This is a genomic window from Escherichia sp. 93.1518 (assembly GCF_013368915.2).
Taxonomy (GTDB): Bacteria; Pseudomonadota; Gammaproteobacteria; order Enterobacterales; family Enterobacteriaceae; genus Escherichia; species Escherichia ruysiae.
Window position 1 is genome coordinate 19046 of sequence record NZ_JABWMT020000025.1, and the last position, 24217, is coordinate 43262.

Sequence of the window (24217 nt, forward strand, 5' to 3'; positions counted from 1 at the left end):
TGCCTGATGCGCTGCGCTTATCAGGCCACATAATTTCTGCAATATATTGAATTTGTAAGATTTTGTAGGCCAGATAAGACGTTCACGCCGCACCCGGCATAAACGAAACGCACTATTCCGGCGTTGAGAACCGCCGGAATAATGTCTCAAACAGGCTGCTGTAGTAGCCGATTCCGCTGCACTTTCTCAACATCCATACATTGCAACGCCTTTGTCGGGCAAGCTTCAACACAGGCCGGTCCCGTCGCCCGATGCCAGCACAGATCGCACTTAATCGCCCTCGCCTTTGTGCGCGAAGAAACCACTTCCATCGCACCAAACGGACAAGCCAGCATACAACTTTTACAGCCAATACAACGTGATTGTTCAACGAAGATATGCCCATGTTCGCGGCGAATAGCGTCCACAGGGCAAACATTCGCGCACGGTGCATCTTCACACTGATGACAGGCTACTGCCGTGGTCCAGGTGTGGTCTTTGATGACACGAATACGGGAAATAAACTCGCCAGGTAACAACGAAGCGCAATCCTGATTCTCCTGATGCGACACTGCGCAAGCCACTTCACAGGTACGGCAACCGATACATTTCGTCGCATCAGCAATAATAAACCGGTTCATGATCACTCCTTTGCACTAAAACCGCAGCGTGCCAGAGAGTGCGCCATTATTGCTTTGATCCAACGAAGGAAATATTAAAGTTTTGCCACCTGCCAAAAGCGTTATGTGATCGCGCCCTGGTCATCCCGGACGGTAAATCCCAGTTCATTGGAGATAGCCTGCGCAGTTTCAAGCAGCGGTTTCAGGAGATTTTTCTCCCCCACCTGTTTCAGGCGTGATGTCGAAAGCGAAATCGACACCGCATACGGCACCCGCCCATGAATATCAAACACCGGAACAGCAATACAGGAGACGCCGAGTTCATTCTCTTCTCTGTCCATTGCCACGCCGCTTTCACGAATGCGCGCCAGTTCATCGAACATCGCGGGCAGTTCGGTAATGGTGTTGCGGGTTAGCGGCTGGATTTCATTCTGATGGCTTTCCCAATACGATTTCACGTAGTCCTGATGCCCAAACGCCATATAAACCTTACCCATCGCCGAACAGTAGAGCGGCATATGCTGACCAATATAGGCGCGAGTTCGTAGCATACCGGTAGTAGGTTCCAGTTTATAAATCAAAATAGCGTGATCATCTTCTCGACTGGAAAAGTTAATGGTTTCACCAGTGGAGATGTTCAGCGTCTCAAGATGCGGCGCGGCAATATGAATGATATTCAGCGACGACAGCGCCTTTTGCCCGACAGCAATAAATTTTGTGGTCAGGCGGTAACTCCCCGCAGCGGGCGCAGCTGTCACATAGCCACAGGACTGTAGCCCCTGCAATAAACGATGGACCGTGCTTTTATTTAAGCCAGCCAGTTCAGAGAGATGCGCCAGCGGACAACCGTTTGGATAGTTGCTCAAAATCTCAATCAGCATCAACCCGCGAAACAGGCTCTGACTTCCAGCTGGGCGCTCTTTTTCCTGCGCCAACTCGTGCTCTTTTTTTCCCATCGCTTTCTTCCCCTTTTTATCGCACCCTGATGGTAACGCAAAGTGTGTCGCAGTTCACGATCTCGACAGATAATTTGTAACTATTTGATTTTAATAATTTTTGAAAATCATGGCGCGGATTGCTTTGTTAAAAAGCGATCGATATATTTGAAATCAAATTTCGCATAGTGGAATTTTAAGCTAAAAAAGCGATCAACAAACACAAGGAAGCCAGGGATGAAAGTGACATTTGAGCAGTTAAAAACAGCCTTTAATCGGGTATTAATTTCACGTGGCGTTGACAGCGAAACAGCCGATGCCTGTGCAGAGATGTTCGCCCGCACCACCGAATCCGGCGTTTATTCTCATGGCGTTAACCGCTTCCCCCGTTTCATTCAGCAACTGGAAAACGGCGATATCATTCCTGACGCCCAACCCAAACGTATAACCAGCCTCGGCGCGATTGAGCAGTGGGACGCCCAGCGTTCGATCGGTAACCTGACGGCGAAAAAGATGATGGATCGCGCCATTGAACTGGCGGCAACTCACGGGATTGGCCTGGTCGCGTTACGCAATGCCAACCACTGGATGCGCGGCGGCAGCTACGGCTGGCAGGCGGCGGAAAAAGGCTATATCGGCATCTGCTGGACCAACTCTATCGCCGTAATGCCGCCGTGGGGCGCAAAAGAGTGTCGCATCGGCACCAACCCACTGATCGTCGCTATTCCTTCTTCACCCATCACCATGGTCGATATGTCGATGTCGATGTTCTCCTACGGCATGTTAGAAGTGAATCGTCTGGCGGGACGCGAGCTGCCGGTCGATGGCGGGTTTGATGATGAGGGCAATTTGACCAAAGAACCTTGCGTTATCGAGAAAAATCGCCGCATTTTACCGATGGGTTACTGGAAAGGTTCTGGCATGTCGATTGTGCTGGATATGATCGCCACTCTCCTTTCTGACGGCGCATCGGTTGCTGAAGTCACCCAGGACAACAGCGACGAGTACGGCATTTCACAAATCTTTATTGCCATTGAAGTGGACAAACTGATCGACGGTTCCACCCGCGATGCCAAACTGCAACGCATTATGGATTACGTTACTAGCGCCGAGCGCGCAGACGAAAACCAGGCCATTCGTTTACCCGGTCACGAATTCACTACCCTGCTGGCAGAAAACCGTCGTAACGGAATTACCATTGATGACAGCGTGTGGGCAAAAATCCAGGCATTATAAGGAGATAGACCATGATTTTTGGACATATCACACAACCTAATCCGTGCCGTTTGCCCGTCGCCATTGAAAAGGCGCTCGATTTTCTGCGCACCACCGATTTCAACGCCCTGCCGCCGGGCATTGTCGAAATCGACGGCAAGAATATTTTTGCGCAAATTATCGATTTAACCACACGCGAGACGGTGGAAAACCGTCCTGAAGTTCATCGGCGCTATCTGGATATTCAGTTTCTGGCCTGGGGCGAAGAGAAAATAGGTATCGCCATTGATACGGGAAATAATAAAGTCAGCGAATCACTATTAGAGCAACGCGATATTATTTTTTATCAAGATAGTGAACATGAATCATTTATAGAAATGATACCGGGTAGCTACGCTATTTTCTTCCCGCAGGATGTTCACCGACCGGCATGTAATAAAAATGCCCCAATGGCAATCCGCAAAATCGTGGTTAAAGTAGCCCTCTGCGCTTTATAAAAAGTTATTACTGGAGCACAAAATGAAAGCGAATAATGCCGGTTATATTATCGGTGCGTATCCCTGTGCACCTTCTTTCCACCAAAGAAGTGAAGAGGAAGAGAAGGAATTCTGGCGACAATTATCAGATACCCCTGATATTCGCGGTCTGGAACAACCCTGCCTGGAAAACTTCCATCCTCTTGGCGATCAATGGTTACTTCGCCATACGCCGGAAAGCTGGAAATTTGTCGTCACCGCTGTGATGGAAACCATGCGTCGCCGCAGCGAAAACAGCGGCTTTGGTCTCGCCTCCAGCGATGAAGAACAACGCAAGGCCTGCGTGGCGTACTATTGCCACCTGTTCCATAAAATCAACTCATTGCAGGCTAATAAAGTGCTCGCACTGGAGATCCAGGCCGCACCGTTAGCAACGAATCCCAATGTTATGCAAGCGACGGATGCTTTTGCCCGCTCGTTGAAAGAAATCGCCAGTTGGGACTGGCCGTGCAAACTGGTGCTGGAACACTGCGATGCCATGACGTCTGCCGCTCCCCGCAAAGGCTTTTTGCCTTTGGAAAATGTGCTGGAAGTCATTGCCGATTATGACGTCAGCATCTGTATCAACTGGGCGCGATCCGCCATTGAAGGTCGTAATACAGTGTTGCCGCTGACCCATACCCAAATGGCGAAACAGACCGGGAAACTCGGCGCGTTGATGTTCTCTGGTACGACGCTAAACGGAGCATACGGAGAATGGCAGGATTTACACGCGCCGTTTGCACCATTCTGTGCAGAAAGCCTGATGACCACAGATCATGTTCGGGAGTTATTTAATGTAGCAGAACCATCAACATTGCAATTTTCGGGCATCAAATTATTAGAAATCCATGCTGCTGCTGATGTTCAGCACCGCATCGAAATATTACGCAATGGCATTCACTCTCTAAATGAATCTATTTAAAACGATTCATTTATTTTGCCAGATTCTAATTAATCGCTCTCCAATAAATATTACGAATACCAACAACATTAATTAATGAAAACATATTGCATAACAAGAAGGACTCGTTATGAAACGGATACTCGAAGGCATTCTTGCGCTCATCATCGCAATACTGTCTTGTATTATTTTTATTAATATCATTCTTCGATATGGATTTCACACAAGCATATTATCGATTGATGAATTATCCCGGCTTTTATTTGTCTGGTTAACCTTTATTGGCGCTATCGTTGCTTATATGGACAACAGCCATGTGCAGGTTACTTTTTTAGTCGAAAAACTCTCTCCCACTAATCAACAACGTGTTTCGCTGCTAACCCATACGCTCATTTTATTGCTGTGTCTGGGTCTGGCCTGGGGTGCAATAGAAAAAACGTCACAGGACTGGAGTAACTTATCGCCCATTCTCGGCGTACCCATTGGCTTAATGTACGCCGCCGCTATCCCCACCAGCCTGATTATCGCATTGCTGGAATTGCGTCATTTATACCGGCAGTTCACAAATACCACCAGCCAAAATCAACAAGGAGTCTGACGATGACAATTCTTATATTTATTGTCAGTTTGTTAGGCGCTATCGCGATTGGTGTTCCCATCGCCTGGGCATTATTGCTGTGCGGCATCTCATTGATGTTCTGGATGGATATCTTTGATGTGCAAATTCTGGCGCAAACGCTGGTCAACGGTGCAGACAGTTTCTCTCTGTTAGCCATTCCCTTCTTTGTGCTGGCGGGTGAGATCATGAATGCGGGCGGCCTGTCGCAACGTATTGTCGACCTGCCAATGAAACTGGTGGGTCACAGGCCAGGCGGTCTGGGTTACGTTGGCGTGCTGGCGGCAATGATCATGGCAAGCCTTTCCGGTTCTGCGGTTGCTGATACCGCAGCTGTCGCGGCGCTGCTGGTGCCGATGATGCGTCAGGCCAACTATCCGGTAAATCGCGCCGCCGGACTTATCGGTTCTGGCGGTATTATTGCAGCCATTATCCCTCCCTCTATTCCACTCATTATCTTCGGCGTCTCCAGCGGACTCTCTATCAGTAAACTGTTTATGGCGGGCATCGCGCCGGGCATCATGATGGGCGTCACGCTGATGATTACCTGGTGGTGGCAGGCAAAACGGCTGAATCTGCCTTGCCAGCCAAAAGCCTCACTGCGGGAAGTCTGGCAATCTTTAGTCTCCGGTATTTGGGCGCTCTTTTTGCCGATAATTATTATTGGCGGTTTCCGTTCGGGGTTATTTACGCCTACCGAAGCAGGCGCGGTTGCCGCCTTCTACGCTCTGTTCGTCTCGGTGGTGGTCTATCGCGAAATGACCTTCTCCACGCTTTATCATGTTCTGATTAACGCGGCGAAAACCACATCCGTGGTCATGTTCCTGGTGGCTTCTGCTGCGGTATCGGCATGGCTTATTACTATCGCCGAATTACCCATGATGGTATCGGAGCTATTACAACCGTTGGTTGATTCGCCTCGCTTATTATTCATCGTCATTATGCTCGCTATTATGGTGATCAGCACGGTAATGGACTTAACGCCCACCGTATTAATTCTTACACCTGTATTAATGCCATTAGTGAAAGAAGCGGGAATAGATCCGGTCTATTTCGGCATCATGTTTATTATCAACTGTTCAATATCACTGATTACGCCCCCGGTCGGTAACGTCCTTAACGTGGTATGCGGCGTGGCAAAACTTAAATTTGACGATGCGGTAAAAGGCGTTGCGCCTTACGTCATGGTTTTATTCATGTTGTTAGCATTATTTATTTTTATACCGGAGCTTATTACCGCTCCTCTTAAATGGATGAGTTAAAAGGAAATCATAATGAAATTACGTTCTGTAACCTACGCTTTATTATTTGCCGGAGTGGCGGCGTTCAGTACATCTTCTCTGGCGGCACAATCATTACGTTTCGGTTATGAAACCTCGCAAACCGATTCACAACATATTGCAGCAAAAAAATTCAACGAATTATTGCAAGAAAAAACCAAAGGCGAACTGAAGTTAAAACTGTTCCCGGATAGCACCCTCGGCAATGCGCAGGCGATGATCAGCGGCGTGCGCGGCGGCACTATTGATATGGAGATGTCTGGCTCCAATAACTTTACGGGACTCTCGCCCGTCATCAACCTGCTCGATGTCCCTTTCCTGTTCCGCGATACCGCTCACGCGCATAAAACGCTCGACGGTAAAGTCGGTGATGAGCTGAAAATTTCCCTTGAAGGTAAAGGGCTGAAAGTGCTGGCTTACTGGGAAAACGGCTGGCGCGATGTCACCAACTCGCGTGCACCGGTTAAAACTCCCGCCGATCTGCAAGGGCTGAAGATCCGTACCAACAATAGTCCAATGAATATTGCGGCATTCAAAATCTTCGGTGCTAACCCGATCCCGATGCCATTTGCCGAAGTCTATACCGGGCTGGAAACCCGCACCATCGACGCCCAGGAACACCCGATTAACGTCGTCTGGTCAGCAAAATTTTATGAAGTGCAGAAGTACCTTTCTCTGACCCATCACGCCTACTCCCCACTTCTGGTGGTGATCAACAAAGCGAAGTTTGATGGCTTAACCCCTGAGTTCCAGCAGGCACTGATCACATCTGCGCAAGAAGCGGGTAACTATCAGCGCAAACTGGTTGCTGAAGATCAGCAAAAAATCATCGACGGCATGAAAGACGCGGGCGTTGAAGTGATTACCGATCTCGACCGCAAAGCCTTTAGCGATGCATTGGGTAATCAGGTTCGCGACATGTTTGTTAAAGATGTTCCGCAGGGCGCTGAACTGCTGAAAGCCGTGGATGAGGTGCAATAAACCATGACGCAATACTGGCTGGGGTTAGATTGTGGCGGTAGCTGGCTGAAAGCCGGACTGTATGACCGCGAAGGCCGGGAGGCGGGCGTGCAGCGCCTGCCGCTGTGCGCATTAAGCCCGCAGCCAGGCTGGGCAGAGCGCGATATGGCAGAACTGTGGCAATGCTGCATGGCTGTCATTCGCGCCCTGCTTACCCATTCCGGCGTTAGCGGGGAGCAAATTGTGGGTATCGGTATCTCCGCACAAGGGAAAGGTTTGTTTTTACTCGATAAAAATAACAAACCGCTAGGTAACGCCATTTTGTCCTCTGACCGCCGGGCGATGGAAATCGTCCGTTGCTGGCAGGAAGATGGCGTCCCGGAAAAACTCTACCCGCTGACCCGCCAAACCTTGTGGACCGGGCATCCGGTGTCGCTGTTACGCTGGCTGAAAATGCACGAACCTGAGCGTTATGCGCAAATTGGCTGCGTGATGATGACGCACGACTATCTGCGCTGGTGTTTAACCGGCGTCAAAGGCTGCGAAGAAAGCAATATTTCCGAGTCCAATCTCTACAACATGAGTCTTGGGGAATATGATCCGTGCCTCACCGACTGGCTGGGGATCGGTGAAATCAATCACGCCCTGCCGCCTGTTGTTGGATCTGCCGAAATCTGCGGGGAGATCACCGCTCAGACAGCCGCACTGACCGGTCTGAAAGCGGGTACGCCCGTTGTCGGCGGCCTGTTTGATGTGGTTTCCACCGCACTTTGTGCCGGGATCGAAGACGAATCTACCCTCAATGCGGTGATGGGAACCTGGGCGGTGACTAGCGGCATAACCAGCGGTTTACGTGACGGTGAAGCGCATCCGTATGTCTATGGCCGCTACGTTAATGACGGTCAATTTATCGTTCACGAAGCCAGCCCTACCTCTTCCGGCAATCTCGAATGGTTTACCGCGCAGTGGGGAGAAATCTCTTTTGCTGAGATTAATCAGGCCGTTGCCGGCTTGCCGAAAGCCGGAGGCGATCTGTTTTTCCTGCCGTTCCTGTACGGCAGTAACGCCGGACTTGAGATGACCAGCGGTTTCTACGGGATGCAGGCCATTCACACCCGCGCGCACCTGTTGCAGGCCATTTATGAAGGCGTGGTGTTCAGCCACATGACCCACCTCAACCGGATGCGTGAACGTTTTACCGCTGTTCACACCCTGCGCGTGACTGGCGGTCCGGCGCACTCCGATGTCTGGATGCAAATGCTGGCGGACGTCAGCGGTCTGCGTATCGAGCTGCCGCAGGTGGAAGAAACGGGATGCTTTGGTGCGGCGCTCGCTGCCCGTGTCGGTACGGGCGTTTATCGCAACTTCAGCGAGGCCCAGCGCAGCTCGCAACATCCGCTACGCACATTGCTGCCGGACATGACCGCGCATCAGCATTACCAACAAAAATATCAACGTTATCAGCAACTCATTGCCGCACTTCAGGGTTATCACACCCACATTAAGGAACACACATTATGAGCAGACCACTTCTGCAACTGGCTCTCGACCACTCATCACTTGAAGCCGCGCAGCGCGACGTGACGCTGTTAAAAGACAGCGTCGATATCGTCGAAGCGGGCACCATTCTCTGTTTAAACGAAGGTCTTGGCGCGGTGAAAGCCTTGCGTGAACAGTGCCCGAACAAAATCATCGTCGCTGACTGGAAGGTCGCTGATGCCGGTGAAACGCTCGCGCAACAGGCGTTTGGCGCGGGCGCCAACTGGATGACCATCATCTGCGCCGCGCCGCTCGCCACGGTGGAAAAAGGCCACGCGATGGCGCAACGCTGCGGCGGTGAAATCCAGATAGAGCTGTTCGGCAACTGGACACTGGACGACGCACGTGACTGGCATCGCATTGGTGTACGGCAGGCGATTTATCATCGTGGTCGCGACGCACAGGCCAGCGGGCAGCAATGGGGCGAGGCGGATCTGGCGAGGATGAAGGCACTTTCTGATATCGGCCTCGAACTTTCTATTACTGGCGGGATTACCCCTGCTGACCTGCCGCTGTTTAAAGATATCCGCGTGAAAGCGTTTATTGCCGGGCGCGCACTGGCGGGCGCTACCAATCCAGCGCAGGTTGCCGCTGATTTTCATGCGCAAATTGACGCAATCTGGGGAGGTGCTCGTGCGTAGTCATCCGTTAGGGATTTATGAAAAGGCGCTGGCGAAAGATCTCTCCTGGCCGGAGCGACTGGTGCTGGCAAAAAGCTGCGGTTTTGATTTTGTCGAAATGTCGGTGGATGAAACCGACGAACGTCTGTCACGCCTGGACTGGAGCGCCGCACAACGTGCTTCGCTGGTTACCGCGATGATCGAAACGGGCATTGCCATTCCATCAATGTGCCTGTCTGCCCATCGCCGTTTTCCTTTTGGTAGCCGCGACGAGGCGGTACGCCAGCGAGCGCGGGAAATCATGAGTAAAGCGATTTGCCTGGCTCGCGATCTCGGCATTCGCACCATTCAACTGGCGGGTTATGACGTCTATTACGAAGAGCATGACGAAGGCACACAGCAGCGATTTACTGAAGGGCTGGCGTGGGCGGTTGAACAAGCGGCTGCCGCACAGGTGATGCTGGCGGTGGAGATCATGGACACCGCGTTTATGAACTCCATCAGCAAATGGAAAAAATGGGACGAGATGCTCGCCTCGCCATGGTTCACCGTCTACCCGGATGTCGGCAACCTCAGCGCCTGGGGCAATGATGTGCCCGCCGAACTAAAACTGGGCATTGACCGTATCGCGGCTATTCACCTGAAAGACACCCTGCCAGTCACCGAGCAAAGCTCCGGACAGTTCCGTGATGTGCCGTTTGGCGAAGGCTGCGTCGATTTCGTTGGCATCTTCAAAACGCTGCATGAACTGAACTATCGCGGTTCTTTCCTGATTGAGATGTGGACCGAAAAAGCCAAAGAGCCGGTGCTGGAGATTATTCAGGCGCGGCGCTGGATTGAAGCGCGTATGCAGGAGGCGAGTTTCGTATGTTAGAGCAACTGAAAGCCGACGTGCTGGCGGCGAATCTGGCGCTTCCCGCTCACCATCTGGTGACGTTCACCTGGGGCAATGTCAGCGCGGTAGACGAAACGCGGCAATGGATGGTAATCAAACCTTCCGGCGTCGAGTACGACGTGATGACCGCCGACGATATGGTGGTGGTTGAGATAGCCAGCGGTAAGGCGGTGGAAGGCAGCAAAAAGCCCTCGTCCGACACGCCAACGCATCTGGCGCTTTATCGCCGCTATGCAGAAATTGGCGGCATTGTGCATACCCACTCGCGCCATGCAACTATCTGGTCGCAGGCAGGGATTGATCTCCCTGCCTGGGGTACGACTCACGCTGACTATTTTTACGGTGCGATCCCCTGCACGCGCCAGATGACCGCAGAGGAGATCAACGGTGAGTATGAATACCAGACTGGCGAAGTGATCATTAAAACCTTCGAAGAGCGCGGCAGGAGTCCGGCACAAATCCCGGCGGTACTGGTGCATTCCCACGGCCCGTTCGCCTGGGGTAAAAACGCCGCCGATGCGGTGCATAATGCCGTGGTGCTGGAAGAGTGCGCGTATATGGGGCTGTTCTCGCGCCAGCTCGCGCCGCAGCTTCCTGCCATGCAAAATGAACTCTTAGATAAGCACTATCTGCGTAAGCACGGGGCTAATGCCTATTACGGGCAGTAATCTCTCACGCCGGGGCTTCATCGCCCCGGTACTATGAATTGATATGCTCCCGCTTCCATGCGGTGGACGTTAAACCCGTGTGTTTGCGGAAGTCTGTCGGAAATAACTGACATTATTAAATCCGCACAACGCCGCCACTTCAGTTAGCGACTCGTCTGTTGCGCTGAATTTGCCCGGCTGGCGTCCACAGCGGAATCCAACATTACATTCCTCACAAGAATCAGAAACGTTTAACGTAGGCGATTATAATCATCGACCATTTCGTTGTACTCGCGTAACGCTCGTGGAAATGAGTCTTCGACCATCCAGCTTGAGTTTGCGTCCTGAAGTTGCTCTTTATCCCAGTCGGAGTACGGGACTTTATCTCTAATGCGGCGAACATATTTTTTAGCCTCAAGCTGATATTGGTCTGCCGAATGGATGAATGAGAAATTCATGCCACCTTTATCCGCTTCTTTGGCCTGCGCCACCAGCGTTTCCAGCTCAGTCACTTTCTTCATTGCCGCTTCGGCATCAAATTTATCTTGCGAGATCAGGTTATTAATTTGTTTCGCTGAAATCATGACTGCCAGAGAGTAGTAGTGGAATGTTTTCCCTTCTCTTTCTTCAATATTTTTCAGTTCCGCAAGCTGGCGCTTATCATTAATTTCCTGAATTGCCGCATGATAAGATTCTGCTACAGGTTCAAAGGCTTCAAGATTTTTTAAGAATGTCTGGTGCAGCGTTTTCCCTTTGGCAAACGCATCGTCTTTATAATTTTCCTGGGTGTAATATTTATCCATTTCGTTAATGGTATTACCCAACGCCACGGCAGCATCGATATAACTCACCGCCACGCCGTCAATAGGTTGCAGTGCAGGCGTTAACGCCACAGCACTTTTCACTCCTTTCTCACACTCTGAGAGATTGGATTCACTAATACTGTAGATGCCATAGACAGTCCTCTCTTTACCGGTAGGCCCCTGTTTAAAATCTTCCAGCCAGTCCGCATAACGCGCCAGACTACGCTGTACAGGGATCTGTAACTTGTTGTAGCACTTGATATAGACATCCATTTTTTCGTCGAAAACCGCTTGTTCATCGACCACCGGTTGCGCAGGCGTTTCAGGCTTAGCTTCTGCTTTTGCAACGGGGGCTTCAGGAGCTGGTGCGGCAGGTTGACTATTGGCGGGCGGGGGAGTTTCTGTTTCGGCTTTTTTATCATCACATCCGGTGATACCGAGGGCCATTATGGCGATAATAATAGCTGAAGATAATAAATTCCTTTTCATTTAATTGCCTTATAAATAGATAAATAAGAGAGTGAATATAATAAAGGAAAAAAGAAAGCGTCACTACACGCGTTTTGTTTATAAATAAATAGCTACAATTCACTGAATGAATAAGTCCTGTAATTTCATATATAAATTACAGGACTTAATTCAATTAACAGTTCAACCGTTGCGGGAGGGAAATTTCTGCCCCCCATTATTTAAACCTGCATTACATCCCATAACGTTCAGAAATAGCAGCATGTTTCTCTTCGTTCGCTCCGGCTTCTTTGGCAAGTCGCCACCAGCACAACGGATGTTCCCAGTCTGCGGTTAACTCACTTAGCGTTTTATCAATATTAGCTTTAGCAACCGAACGCGGCGCGCTGATAACAAAATATAACGCGGGCAGTGGCTCGGCATCTTCTCCCTGATGACTGTCCGTTAACGTATAGTCATCGTTACTGTTGCTCCAGTAGTACCAGTTTCGTTCACGTAGCGCCTCACGGAAGGCATTAAACTGTTCTTCACCAGGCATAACACCTTCGCAGAACCAGGACTCGCCGTACTCAGTCGGGATAATGGTTTTCAGGCAGGAATAAAGCGGCGTGAAATTCTTCTGTTCTTCCTCATCTTCAGGCCGGGTATTCAACATCTCCGCATCGAAAACGACAATTTCATCAACATGTTGTGGGTAATCAGTCCGGTAGGTTGGTTCAATAATCCTTGCCGTTACCGGTCCAATCCGCTGGGCATAGTAATAGCGATATTCGAAGTTTTCCCGGAAACGGATATTCAGTAGCCCCCATTTTTCGTCGATAAAACCTTCGCCTTCCGTGAGTACGATTTCCAGTTCTGCAGCAATAGCACGAACCAAATCCCATTGTTGTAAGATGCTGGCGGTCGCCATGATATCCCACTGGAGATTGCGAATATCTTCTTCACGGCTAATCATAAGTTGCTGCAATTGCTGTAAATAATCCAGCTGCCGATCCCAGGCTTCCTGTTTTTGTGCTGCCCAGGAGCACATGCGATAAACGCCGATCCACTCACGCCCTTTTTCATTTTGCAGCAACTGTTGCCCAATCGACTCCAGTTCACTCCAGTCTTCCTGTTGGTTGATCACTCGCGCGCGGAACCACAAGGCCATATGTAGTAGCCCAGCCCGTTCATACTGCTTCGCCAGTTGTTCGATCGCTTGCTGATCGCCACGGTGTAGCAGGAGATCCAGCAGATCGAAGCAAAGGCCGTTATCTTCCTGGATGTGGCTTTCAACATAGCTTTGCAGCAGTTCAATCGACTCATCAATCGCATTGCAAGCCTTTAACGCATTGACCAGTTTACCCAGCAATTCCGTATCATCTGGCGTGTTCAGGTAAGCACGGCGGAATATTTCGACGTCTTTTTCGGGGTCAGGCTGCGTTTCTTCATCGCTATTTTCAGGCGATTCAACAACCGGGCGAGCAAGCAGTTCCGCCTCTTTAGCGGCAATTTTTTCACTAAGTTCGAGAAACTCGCGATCAACCCCCAATAACGCGCGTAATTTCGGTATGTGCCGCTGAGCCAGTTTCATCGCCATTTTGGCAACCCAGACGGATTCACGCTCCAGTGCCAGAGTGATTTGCAGTTTCGCCAGATCAACCACTTTGCGGTGCGCCCCGGCCTGTGAACGGTGCTCCAGCATTTTTTGGATGATTCGCGCCAGTTGCCAGTGGTTTCTCTGTGGATTGCGGGGCAGTAATTCAGTAATAATCTTCAGCCATAGTCCCCATGAATAGGGAGTCAGATCTGACCAACGCGGCAATTCCTCCCAGACTTCTTTGTCCTGCCCGCATAACGCCATGATGTACAGTTTTTTGAGTTGATAATTGATGCGGTCGCGTCCCCAATAATCATTCTCTTTTGCCAGTTCATCAATCACTTCACGCGCTTCATCGTAACGCTGAAGGGCAACCAAAATATCGGCACGGGTTGCCAGCAGTGCTTCTAAATATTCACTCCCCGATGCTTTTACCGCGTCGATTTGCCTGTCGATATAAACCAACGCCTCTTCTGTTCTGTTGGAATCCATCAGCGCACTGGCATATTCGCAGGATAAACACATAAAGCAGCTCCAGGTCGGATCAATGCGCGCGATGGTTTCTTCACATACCGCCATGCGTTCATTGGCCCAGCCTGGGGCATCTATATTCTCGTAGCAGGCGGATAAATCCTGTGTAACGCAGATAGATTGCGGGCAATCTTTCGCCTCTTCCCGATGCGCTTTTTCAAACAGCGCCACCACGTCAGGCAGCACTTTTTCGCCTTCTTCGTAGTTGGTCAGACGATGGCGCATCTCCCAGTGTCCGATAAATATTTCCAGCCACGGATTTTTTGCCACCTGATTCAGTGCTTTCATTTCCGGTAATAACGAATCGCACTTTTCCATTTGCAGATGTAAAACACCTTCAGAAAAATCATCAATTATCTGCGGAATATACTCCTGCCCGGCATCACGCAACTCCTGGCTATATTTGTTGTACCACTCCCATGTATCCATTTTATTTTCCTTGATTAATTAAGACAGGAATAACCTGAGTAAAATCATCCAGCGCCTGGTGTAAATCCCACTGCTGTTCTTTATTACCGCTGGAGCACAAAATTACTTTCAGCGATTTTAATAACCGTAATGCCGCCGCTGGCTGTTGCTGATGTTGTAATGCCGTCACCAGTTGCATAACGCAGGGGTTATTGAGATTAATATACAGACTTGACGTTTTGGTCTTTTGGATTTGCGAGGTGAATTGCCGCGCCAACATTAACGCTGCGGTGCTAATACGTTTATCCGCGTCATCCTGTTCAAGAATTTGTTTTAATTCCGCTTCCCGATCTGGCGTTACCACTAATGGTAAAACGGCCGGTTCGAAGCGCGAGATAATTAATTGTTCGCCATCGCAAAGATGCTCTTCGAGATAAGCCACCTGCTCTTCGGGTAATTCCGCCAGGCTGAACAACTGCTCATTGCCCGTTTGCGTACCGACTTCGATAATCCGGCAATGATATAACAGCGCCCAGCGGCGTAAAAATGGCACCACCGCATAGCGATCGCCACGCGCTACAGGTCGTTGCAGAATATGGAACAACATCTCTTCAAAACCGCCGTCGCGGCTTAACAGAATATGAATGCTGTTATTAACGCGTAAATCTTTCGCCAGCAGCGCACCTTTTGACGTTGGCATCTGTAAACGGTCTTTGAGCAAATCAAACAGACGGTCATCACACAACGCAGCACCAAGCAACGCTTCGTTGTGGCGCATTAATACCCGTCGCCAGATTTCTGGCTGATTTTGTGCGAGATCGGATAAACCAGAAATCAGCGCCTCTTTTAACGCCTCCTGCACCGCGACCCAGGTTTCGTCCCGTTGCAGATCTTCCCGGCTCGCCGTCGGCGTCAGTTTCGATGACTCAATCACACCGCCGATAAAACCGGCCCAGGGCGGCAGCAGTTCACGCGCTTCATCATCAAGTAACATGCCGCGCAAAAACAGCGACAGGTTGCGGTTATCGCTGGTGCCGTAGGTTGCGCCATCCTGAATCCATAAAATTCCAACTGCATCGCTCATTCCCGCTGGCACCACCGGAATGGTGCAAATAGGTTCAAAAGAAGATTCAAACTGGGCGGCAAAGGCGAGATTTTTCCGCTGTACCAGCGCGCGGTGCATCGTTACGCCATCTGGCGTTTCTTCACGCCACGGTGGCTGGAGTTTGTTCACCGGCTCGCTGGCGTCCCCCACATAGACCGGTTCGTGCAGCAATATGCAGTAGCGGGAAAGGACGCGGTTCAGCAAATTGTTACTCGCCAGATGGCTGTACTCTTCTTTGAGCGTCAGAATCACCTGCGTCCCCGGCTCCGAGGCCTGATGCGGCGTAACGGTATATTTTTGCCCGTCGGTAGAGTGATATTTCCAGCTCTGATCCGGCGTTTGCCAGGATGTAGTCAACACCGTGACCTCTTTCGCCAGTACAAATGCCGACAAAAAACCGAGGCCGAACATACCAATTAAACCGGTGTTGTCATCCTGCTGGCGCAGCATTCGGGTATAACCCACGCCCACTGTAGCCAGGAAGCCGTGAATTTCGCTTTCTGTCAGGCCTGCGCCAGTATCGCTGATGGTGATGGTTGACTTCGCTACGTCTGCCACCACACGAATCGCGTTATCCTTTGGCGCATCGGGCTGCTCAATCCTCCGGCGCACGATCGCATCATGGCCGTTCTGCACCAGCTCGCGCACGGCAACCACGGGAGTGGAGTAAAGATGCTTACTGAGCACCTCAATTAAGCCGTTTAAATTAACTTCTGTAGAATATGAACTGCCAGGTAACTGTAATGTACTCATTTTTCAATACTCATAATCCATCACCCACTATTGAAAATACATCGCTGTTTTTACAACCGGTGCAAGGTTTGTTATTTTCATTCACTCATCGGAAACATTTATTTATTGACACGATGATTAAAACAAAATGTCTTATATAAATAATGATTAATTCTTAAAGGATTAATGCGACTGGAGTATATCGATATAAACCGGAGTTAACGAGATAATTTCTTGTGGTGAAATTATTATTTAAATGCTGAATAACATATTCAGCATTATTTAATAAAAAAATAAAACCGCAATCCAGGATCAGAATTGCGGTACTTCTTTAATTATGAATCAACCGTTGCGGATGGGTATAAATCGTCGCCCGTCCCGGCTTACAAAAGCCTACCAGCGTCAGGTTACATCGCTCGGCGACTTCTACGGCAAGCGTTGTCGCGGCAGACACCGCAAACAGAATTTCTACCCCGCACATCGCAGATTTTTGCACCATTTCATAGCTGGCGCGGCTGGAAACCAACACCGCACCCTGCTGCCAACGTTCACCTTCTTGTGCCCGTCGACCTAACAGTTTATCCAGCGCCACATGGCGGCCCACATCTTCATGTCCGCCCGCCAGTTCGCCAGACGGCAACATCCAGGCTGCGGCATGGGTACAACCGGTCAGTTGCCCCACGGGCTGGAAATCATTGAGATGGCGTAATGCATCATCCAGTTTGTTGAGATCAAACGTCTGGGTGAACGGCAGCGGCTGCACCGGTTTACCGATGTCATTAAGTTGCTCCACGCCGCATACGCCACAGCCCGTACGCCCTGCCAGCGCCCGGCGGCGCTCCTTCAGCCCCATAAAGCGACGGCTGGAAAGTTCGATTTGCACTTCCAGACCATTACACGAGGGAACAACATCCATGCCGAAAATATCACGCGGGCTTTCGATTATTCCTTCGGAAAGCGAAAAACCAAGCGCAAAGCGTTCAAGGTCTTTTGGCGAAGCCATCATCACTACGTGCGAAATGCCGTTGTAGACCAACGCAACGGGAACTTCTTCCGCGACTTCATCAAGCCGGGAATGTTGTAAATCGTCACGCTGCCATAACTCAATTTGTCGCATTCCCGTGATATTTGTCACATTTTTGATTTCTTTTTGCTGTGTTTTTTTCACTTTCTCTTAACCAGATAAGAACACACATACCAAGATTATGGTATTCTGTTACAAACCCTTCCTGGATGGAGGGAAATTGAGCCAATTCTGGACCTTTGCGGCCCCTTCCGCAAAGAAAAATAACTCCCACTCCCTGCACACGCAGCAAGCGAATGTAAATGGGACGTGACAATGTCGAAACAAGGAGCAATCCATGCAGGTCAGCAGAAGGCAGTTCTTTAAGATCTGCGCTGGCGGTATGGCAGGCACCACGGCAGCGGCACTGGGCTTTGCACCCAGCGTAGCACTCGCGGAAACAAGGCAGTATAAACTGCTGCGCACCCGCGAAACCCGTAATACCTGCACCTATTGTTCTGTTGGTTGCGGGCTGTTGATGTACAGCCTCGGTGACGGAGCAAAAAACGCCAAAGCATCTATCTTCCATATCGAAGGCGATCCGGATCACCCGGTCAACCGTGGTGCACTTTGTCCGAAAGGCGCTGGCCTGGTGGATTTCATCCACTCCGAAAGCCGTCTGAAGTTCCCGGAATACCGTGCGCCTGGTTCTGATAAATGGCAGCAAATCAGTTGGGAAGAGGCGTTTGATCGCATCGCCAAACTGATGAAAGAAGACCGCGATGCAAACTACATTGCGCAAAACGCCGAAGGCGTGACAGTTAACCGCTGGCTCTCCACCGGGATGCTGTGTGCTTCCGCGTCGAGTAACGAAACCGGCTATTTAACGCAAAAATTCTCCCGCGCGCTGGGTATGCTCGCGGTCGACAACCAGGCGCGTGTCTGACACGGACCAACGGTAGCAAGTCTTGCTCCAACATTTGGTCGCGGTGCGATGACCAACCACTGGGTCGACATCAAGAACGCCAACCTCGTCGTGGTGATGGGCGGTAATGCCGCTGAAGCTCACCCGGTAGGATTCCGCTGGGCGATGGAAGCCAAAATTCACAACGGCGCGAAGCTAATTGTGATTGATCCTCGCTTTACGCGTACGGCGGCGGTGGCTGACTACTATGCCCCTATTCGTTCCGGTACTGACATTGCTTTCCTGTCAGGCGTATTGCTGTACCTGCTGAACAATGAAAAATTCAACCGCGAATACACCGAAGCCTATACCAACGCCAGCTTGATCGTGCGTGAAGATTACGGCTTTGAAGATGGCCTGTTCACCGGCTACGACGCGGAAAAACGCAAGTACGATAAATCCTCCTGGACTTACGAACTGGACGAAAACGGCTTCGCCAAACGCGATACCACGCTGCAACATCCACGCTGCGTGTGGAACTTGCTGAAACAGCACGTTTCCCGTTATACGCCAGATGTGGTTGAAAACATCTGTGGTACGCCAAAAGACGCGTTCCTGAAAGTCTGCGAATACATCGCCGAAACCAGTGCACACGATAAAACCGCCTCGTTCCTCTACGCGCTCGGCTGGACGCAACACTCCGTTGGTGCGCAGAACATCCGTACCATGGCGATGATCCAGCTGCTGCTCGGCAACATGGGGATGGCAGGTGGCGGCGTTAACGCCCTGCGCGGTCACTCCAACATTCAGGGGCTGACGGATCTGGGGCTGCTGTCGCAGAGCCTGCCGGGTTACATGACGCTGCCAAGCGAGAAGCAGACCGATCTGCAAACCTACCTTACCGCCAACACGCCGAAACCGCTGCTGGAGGGCCAGGTAAACTACTGGGGCAACTACCCGAAATTCTTCGTCTCAATGATGAAGGCCTTCTTTGGTGATAAAGCGACGGCGGAAAATAGCTGGGGCTTTGACTGGTTGCCGAAGTGGGATAAAGGTTACGACGTCCTGCAATACTTCGAGATGATGAAAGAGGGCAAGGTCAATGGCTATATCTGCCAGGGCTTTAACCCCGTTGCCTCATTCCCGAACAAAAACAAAGTGATCGGTTGTCTGTCGAAACTGAAGTTCCTCGTCACCATCGACCCGCTGAACACTGAAACCTCTAACTTCTGGCAGAACCACGGTGAGCTGAACGAAGTTGACTCGTCGAAGATCCAGACCGAAGTGTTCCGCCTGCCATCGACCTGCTTCGCGGAAGAGAACGGTTCTATCGTTAACTCCGGTCGCTGGTTGCAGTGGCACTGGAAAGGTGCGGACGCCCCAGGGATTGCACTGACCGACGGCGAGATCCTCTCCGGTATCTTCCTGCGCTTGCGCAAAATGTATGCCGAACAGGGTGGCGCGAACCCGGATCAGGTACTGAACATGACCTGGAACTACGCCATTCCGCATGAGCCATCTTCAGAAGAAGTGGCGATGGAGAGCAACGGTAAGGCGCTGGCCGATATTACCGATCCAGCAACCGGTGCGGTTATCGTCAAGAAAGGCCAACAACTTAGTTCGTTCGCCCAACTGCGCGATGATGGTACGACTTCCTGTGGCTGCTGGATTTTCGCCGGTAGCTGGACGCCGGAAGGCAACCAGATGGCACGCCGAGATAACGCCGATCCGTCTGGCCTCGGTAACACGCTGGGCTGGGCATGGGCATGGCCGCTTAACCGCCGCATCCTGTATAACCGCGCCTCCGCAGACCCGCAGGGTAACCCGTGGGATCCGAAGCGTCAGTTGCTGAAATGGGACGGTACTAAGTGGACCGGCTGGGATATTCCGGACTACAGCGCAGCGCCTCCGGGCAGCGGCGTTGGGCCGTTTATCATGCAGCAGGAAGGCATGGGGCGTCTGTTTGCTCTCGATAAGATGGCGGAAGGTCCGTTCCCGGAACACTACGAGCCGTTTGAAACGCCGCTGGGAACTAACCCACTGCATCCAAACGTTATCTCGAACCCGGCTGCACGTATCTTTAAAGACGACGCCGAAGCATTGGGTAAAGCCGATAAGTTCCCGTATGTCGGAACCACCTATCGTCTGACCGAGCACTTCCACTACTGGACCAAACACGCGCTGTTGAACGCGATTTTGCAGCCAGAGCAGTTTGTGGAAATCGGTGAGTCGCTGGCGAATAAACTTGGCATTGCCCAGGGCGATACCGTGAAAGTCTCCTCCAACCGTGGCTATATCAAAGCCAAAGCGGTGGTGACCAAACGTATTCGCACGCTGAAAGCGAACGGCAAAGATATCGATACCATCGGTATTCCGATTCACTGGGGCTATGAAGGCGTGGCGAAAAAAGGCTTTATTGCCAATACGTTGACGCCATTCGTCGGTGATGCGAACACGCAGACGCCGGAGTTTAAGTCCTTCCTTGTGAATGTGGAAAAGGTGTAACGGAGACGACATATGGCTTATCAATCTCAAGATATCATTCGTCGTTCCGCGACTAACGGTCTGACCCCCGCGCCTCAGGCGCGGGACTTCCAGGAAGAAGTGGCGAAACTCATCGACGTCACCACCTGTATCGGCTGTAAAGCCTGTCAGGTGGCGTGTTCAGAGTGGAACGACATTCGCGATACCGTCGGCAATAACATTGGGGTGTACGATAACCCCAATGATTTAAGCGCCAAATCGTGGACGGTAATGCGCTTCTCGGAAGTGGAGCAGAATGACAAACTGGAATGGCTGATCCGCAAAGACGGCTGTATGCACTGTTCCGATCCGGGCTGCCTGAAAGCGTGCCCGGCGGAAGGTGCAATTATTCAGTATGCCAACGGTATCGTCGACTTCCAGTCCGAGCAGTGCATTGGCTGCGGTTATTGCATTGCGGGCTGTCCGTTCGACATTCCGCGCCTCAACCCGGAAGACAACCGCGTCTACAAATGTACGTTGTGCGTTGACCGCGTGGTGGTTGGGCAAGAACCGGCCTGTGTGAAGACCTGCCCGACGGGCGCGATTCATTTCGGTACGAAAGAGTCGATGAAAACGCTGGCGAGCGAGCGTGTGGCTGAGCTGAAAACCCGTGGTTACGACAATGCGGGTCTGTACGATCCGGCTGGCGTCGGTGGTACACACGTTATGTACGTGCTGCACCATGCTGACAAGCCGAATCTGTATCATGGCTTGCCGGAGAACCCGGAAATCAGCGAAACCGTGAAATTCTGGAAAGGCATCTGGAAACCGCTCGCGGCTGTTGGCTTTGCGGCTACCTTTGCGGCCAGTATCTTCCACTACGTGGGTGTCGGTCCGAACCGTGCGGATGAGGAAGAGAACAATCTGCACGAAGAGAAAGACGAGGAGCGCAAATGAAACGACGTGACACCATCGTGCGCTACACCGCGCCGGAACGTATCAACCACTGGGTAACCGCCTTCTGCTTCATCCTGGCGGCGGTGAGTGGGCTGGGCTTTTTGTTCCCATCCTTCAACTGGTTGATGCAAATCATGGGCACACCGCAGCTGGCGCGTATTCTGCACCCGTTTGTCGGCGTGGTTATGTTTGCCTCGTTCATCATCATGTTTTTCCGTTACTGGCATCACAACCTAATCAATCGGGATGATATCTTTTGGGCGAAGAATATTCGTAAGATCGTCGTCAACGAGGAAGTAGGTGACACCGGGCGTTATAACTTCGGTCAGAAATGCGTTTTCTGGGCAGCGATTATTTTCCTGGTTCTGCTGCTGGTGAGCGGTGTGATTATCTGGCGTCCTTATTTTGCGCCTGCTTTCTCAATCCCGGTGATCCGATTCGCGTTAATGCTGCATTCATTTGCCGCAGTAGCGTTAATTGTGGTTATCATGGTGCATATCTACGCCGCCCTTTGGGTGAAAGGCACGATTACCGCCATGGTGGAAGGATGGGTTACCAGCGCATGGGCGAAGAAACACCATCCACGCTGGTATCGTGAAGTCCGCAAGACAACGGAAAAGAAAGCTGAATGAGTATTCGCATAATCCCGCAAGATGAGCTGGGTTCGAGCGAGAAACGTACGGCGGATATGATTCCGCCGTTATTGTTCCCTCGGCTCAAAAATTTGTACAACCGCCGCGCCGAGCGTCTGCGCGAACTGGCAGAAAATAATCCGCTGGGTGATTACCTGCGCTTTGCTGCGCTTATCGCCCACGCCCAGGAAGTGGTGCTGTACGACCATCCGCTGGAGATGGATCTGACTGCACGCATTAAAGAAGCCAGCGCACAAGGCAAGCCACCGCTGGATATTCACGTTCTGCCGCGCGATAAGCACTGGCAAAAACTGTTGATGGCGCTGATTGCCGAGCTGAAACCTGAAATGAGCGGTCCGGCGCTGGCCGTGATTGAGAATCTGGAGAAGGCATCAACCCAGGAGCTGGAAGATATGGCCAGCGTGCTGTTTGCCTCTGATTTCTCCTCCGTCAGCAGCGATAAAGCACCGTTTATCTGGGCCGCGCTGTCGCTCTACTGGGCGCAAATGGCTAACCTGATCCCCGGCAAAGCCCGCGCAGAATACGGCGAACAACGTCAATATTGCCCGGTTTGTGGTTCTATGCCGGTGTCCAGCATGGTGCAAATTGGCACCACTCAGGGTTTGCGTTACCTGCACTGCAACCTGTGCGAAACCGAATGGCACGTGGTGCGCGTAAAATGCAGCAACTGCGAGCAGAGCGGCAAACTGCATTACTGGTCGCTGGATGACGAACAGGCCGCGATTAAAGCCGAAAGCTGCGATGACTGTGGCACTTACCTGAAGATTCTTTATCAGGAAAAAGAGCCGAAAGTTGAAGCCGTGGCAGATGACCTCGCCTCCTTGGTACTGGACGCACGAATGGAGCAAGAAGGCTATGCCCGTAGTTCCATCAACCCGTTCCTGTTTCCAGGTGAAGGGGAGTAATCTCTGACGTTTTCCGGGTGGCGCAGGTCGCCCGGATTACAGCTCATAGGGTGTGATACACCATCTCTCGTATTCCGCGTTACCAATTCAAGTCCATGCTGTCAGTGCCTGTTTGGTCTCAATTTTCCCAGCAACACATCGATAAGGTTATTGGTATGTCACTGATGACAAACGTAAGATTGCCTGATGCGCTACGCTTATCAGGCCTACCCCAAAAACTGCAATATATTGAATTGGCATGATTTTGTAGGTCGAATAAGGCGTGCAAGCCGCATCCGGTATGAACAACGCGCACTTTTCAGTATTCTGATTGGTATCATTTTTGCCATTACCATTCCTCGCGCAGCTTACACTATTCTTCAACACCTACTGCCTCACTCCTTTGCTTGCCGCCTTTTACCCTACGCACCGGAAATTGCTGACGCTCCAGATATTGCTCTACCGCTTCGCGTAAAATTGCAGATCGCGAAACCTTACGCCAGCCCCTGAGCTTATTCAGCCGTTTAATTGCCTCTTCTGATAAATGAAGAAAAACCGTATTCATCGCCATTTTCAACACCTTACATAAATTACTCATTAATGTATGTGCGAAAATTACGCCGAAAAATTAACTGACGAAAGCTTATTTTTTCATACGGTTTTGTTTTTGCGAGACGTTTTCCAGAAATAATACAACAGTTGCAATTATTTTAATTGTTACTCAAAAATGGCTTAGTTATCGCCCAGAATAATTTATTACTCTTAATTAGGCGGGGACACTCCCACAGAAAAGCGACAATAAATAATAAGGATGAATTATGGGTGTTATGAATATATTATATTCAAGAATATTTTTTTGATTGGGTCTTCATTTGCATCATCCAGGTGGTGTACCCGAAAAAAGTCAGCTTCTTTACAGCACCGGAGATTAAGGTGAAATTAATCATCCGTAACTGACCGGTCAGTGCCACCACCAACCGGTCTTTAATTAAAACGTCCACC

General features: G+C 50.9%; 22 protein-coding genes and 1 pseudogene. 14 read left to right on the forward strand and 9 right to left on the reverse strand.

The features are described 5' to 3' along the window. Positions 1-146: 146 nt before the first annotated feature. Entirely contained in the window at positions 147-620 is a 474-nt protein-coding gene (locus HEN21_RS16935) for a 4Fe-4S binding protein (protein WP_021549999.1), read from the reverse strand. 101 nt (positions 621-721) lie between these two features. After that, positions 722-1555, reverse strand: a complete 834-nt coding sequence (gene yiaJ / locus HEN21_RS16940) for an IclR family transcriptional regulator YiaJ (RefSeq protein ID WP_105285846.1) — start codon at positions 1553-1555, stop codon at positions 722-724. 216 nt (positions 1556-1771) lie between these two features. On the opposite strand from yiaJ, the gene yiaK reads away from it, so the two are divergent. The 10 genes from yiaK (at position 1772) to araD (ending at position 10746) form a co-directional block, all read left to right on the forward strand. Further along, entirely contained in the window at positions 1772-2770 is a 999-nt protein-coding gene (gene yiaK, locus HEN21_RS16945) for a 3-dehydro-L-gulonate 2-dehydrogenase (protein ID WP_176252716.1), read from the forward strand. Between the two features lie 11 nt (positions 2771-2781). After that, positions 2782-3246 (forward strand): YhcH/YjgK/YiaL family protein, encoded by a 465-nt coding sequence (locus HEN21_RS16950; RefSeq protein WP_176252717.1) that lies wholly within the window; start codon positions 2782-2784, stop codon positions 3244-3246. A gap of 22 nt (positions 3247-3268) precedes the next feature. Further along, entirely contained in the window at positions 3269-4189 is a 921-nt protein-coding gene (locus HEN21_RS16955) for a DUF4862 family protein (RefSeq protein ID WP_176252718.1), read from the forward strand. Positions 4190-4298: 109 nt separating this feature from the next. Beyond that, positions 4299-4766: a 2,3-diketo-L-gulonate TRAP transporter small permease YiaM gene (yiaM, locus tag HEN21_RS16960; protein ID WP_176252719.1), complete on the forward strand. Its 468-nt coding sequence runs from the start codon at positions 4299-4301 to the stop codon at positions 4764-4766. Positions 4767-4768: 2 nt separating this feature from the next. Beyond that, complete coding sequence (gene yiaN, locus HEN21_RS16965; protein ID WP_000153835.1) at positions 4769-6046, forward strand: 2,3-diketo-L-gulonate TRAP transporter large permease YiaN; 1278 nt, start codon at positions 4769-4771, stop codon at positions 6044-6046. 12 nt (positions 6047-6058) lie between these two features. After that, positions 6059-7045, forward strand: a complete 987-nt coding sequence (gene yiaO, locus HEN21_RS16970) for a 2,3-diketo-L-gulonate TRAP transporter substrate-binding protein YiaO (RefSeq protein ID WP_000776920.1) — start codon at positions 6059-6061, stop codon at positions 7043-7045. A gap of 3 nt (positions 7046-7048) precedes the next feature. Beyond that, positions 7049-8545 (forward strand): L-xylulokinase, encoded by a 1497-nt coding sequence (gene lyxK, locus HEN21_RS16975; protein ID WP_000196062.1) that lies wholly within the window; start codon positions 7049-7051, stop codon positions 8543-8545. Beyond that, positions 8542-9204 carry a 3-keto-L-gulonate-6-phosphate decarboxylase UlaD gene (gene ulaD / locus HEN21_RS16980; protein ID WP_176252720.1) on the forward strand — a complete coding sequence of 221 codons (663 nt, stop codon included), beginning with the start codon at positions 8542-8544 and terminating at the stop codon, positions 9202-9204. The genes lyxK and ulaD overlap by 4 nt, the downstream gene beginning before the upstream one ends. Continuing rightward, positions 9197-10057 carry an L-ribulose-5-phosphate 3-epimerase gene (locus HEN21_RS16985; protein ID WP_176252721.1) on the forward strand — a complete coding sequence of 287 codons (861 nt, stop codon included), beginning with the start codon at positions 9197-9199 and terminating at the stop codon, positions 10055-10057. Before ulaD ends, HEN21_RS16985 begins: the two co-directional genes overlap by 8 nt. Further along, positions 10051-10746, forward strand: coding sequence for an L-ribulose-5-phosphate 4-epimerase (araD, locus tag HEN21_RS16990; RefSeq protein WP_176252722.1), 696 nt, complete (start codon positions 10051-10053; stop codon positions 10744-10746). The genes HEN21_RS16985 and araD overlap by 7 nt, the downstream gene beginning before the upstream one ends. A 31-nt stretch (positions 10747-10777) precedes the next feature. Here araD and HEN21_RS22830 read toward each other — a convergent pair. From HEN21_RS22830 to fdhD, 5 genes and pseudogenes are all read right to left on the reverse strand, one after another. Next, positions 10778-10896 (reverse strand): annotated as a pseudogene (locus tag HEN21_RS22830) (helix-turn-helix domain-containing protein); the annotation flags it as partial. Positions 10897-10976: 80 nt separating this feature from the next. Next, entirely contained in the window at positions 10977-12017 is a 1041-nt protein-coding gene (locus tag HEN21_RS16995) for a YiiG family protein (protein ID WP_105285853.1), read from the reverse strand. Positions 12018-12228: 211 nt separating this feature from the next. Further along, entirely contained in the window at positions 12229-14535 is a 2307-nt protein-coding gene (locus HEN21_RS17000) for a hypothetical protein (protein ID WP_176252723.1), read from the reverse strand. A gap of 1 nt (position 14536) precedes the next feature. After that, a complete protein-coding gene (locus tag HEN21_RS17005; protein ID WP_176252724.1) occupies positions 14537-16372 on the reverse strand; it encodes an ATP-binding protein in 1836 nt (611 codons plus the stop codon). A gap of 310 nt (positions 16373-16682) precedes the next feature. Next, a complete protein-coding gene (gene fdhD, locus HEN21_RS17010; RefSeq protein ID WP_176252725.1) occupies positions 16683-17519 on the reverse strand; it encodes a formate dehydrogenase accessory sulfurtransferase FdhD in 837 nt (278 codons plus the stop codon). A gap of 193 nt (positions 17520-17712) precedes the next feature. On the opposite strand from fdhD, the gene fdnG reads away from it, so the two are divergent. The 4 genes from fdnG to fdhE are packed head-to-tail and all read left to right on the forward strand — an operon-like array spanning position 17713 to position 23236. Continuing rightward, positions 17713-20763 (forward strand): formate dehydrogenase-N subunit alpha, encoded by a 3051-nt coding sequence (gene fdnG / locus HEN21_RS17015; protein ID WP_010723259.1) that lies wholly within the window; start codon positions 17713-17715, stop codon positions 20761-20763. A 12-nt stretch (positions 20764-20775) separates the two neighbouring features. Beyond that, positions 20776-21678, forward strand: a complete 903-nt coding sequence (gene fdoH / locus HEN21_RS17020) for a formate dehydrogenase O subunit beta (protein ID WP_000331377.1) — start codon at positions 20776-20778, stop codon at positions 21676-21678. Further along, the gene (fdoI, locus tag HEN21_RS17025) at positions 21675-22310 is read left to right on the forward strand and encodes a formate dehydrogenase cytochrome b556 subunit (RefSeq protein ID WP_000829031.1); all 636 of its coding nucleotides are present in this window, start codon (positions 21675-21677) and stop codon (positions 22308-22310) included. The genes fdoH and fdoI overlap by 4 nt, the downstream gene beginning before the upstream one ends. Then, positions 22307-23236: a formate dehydrogenase accessory protein FdhE gene (gene fdhE / locus HEN21_RS17030; protein ID WP_176252726.1), complete on the forward strand. Its 930-nt coding sequence runs from the start codon at positions 22307-22309 to the stop codon at positions 23234-23236. The genes fdoI and fdhE overlap by 4 nt, the downstream gene beginning before the upstream one ends. A gap of 352 nt (positions 23237-23588) precedes the next feature. Here the strand turns inward: fdhE and HEN21_RS17035 are convergent, their stop codons facing one another. Together HEN21_RS17035 and HEN21_RS22835 are read right to left on the reverse strand one after the other, a co-directional pair. After that, on the reverse strand, positions 23589-23786 hold the full coding sequence (locus HEN21_RS17035; protein ID WP_001251295.1) for a ribbon-helix-helix domain-containing protein: 198 nt from the start codon (positions 23784-23786) through the stop codon (positions 23589-23591). A 271-nt stretch (positions 23787-24057) separates the two neighbouring features. Then, positions 24058-24216 (reverse strand): hypothetical protein, encoded by a 159-nt coding sequence (locus tag HEN21_RS22835; protein ID WP_187415968.1) that lies wholly within the window; start codon positions 24214-24216, stop codon positions 24058-24060. Between the last annotated feature and the right edge of the window lies 1 nt (position 24217).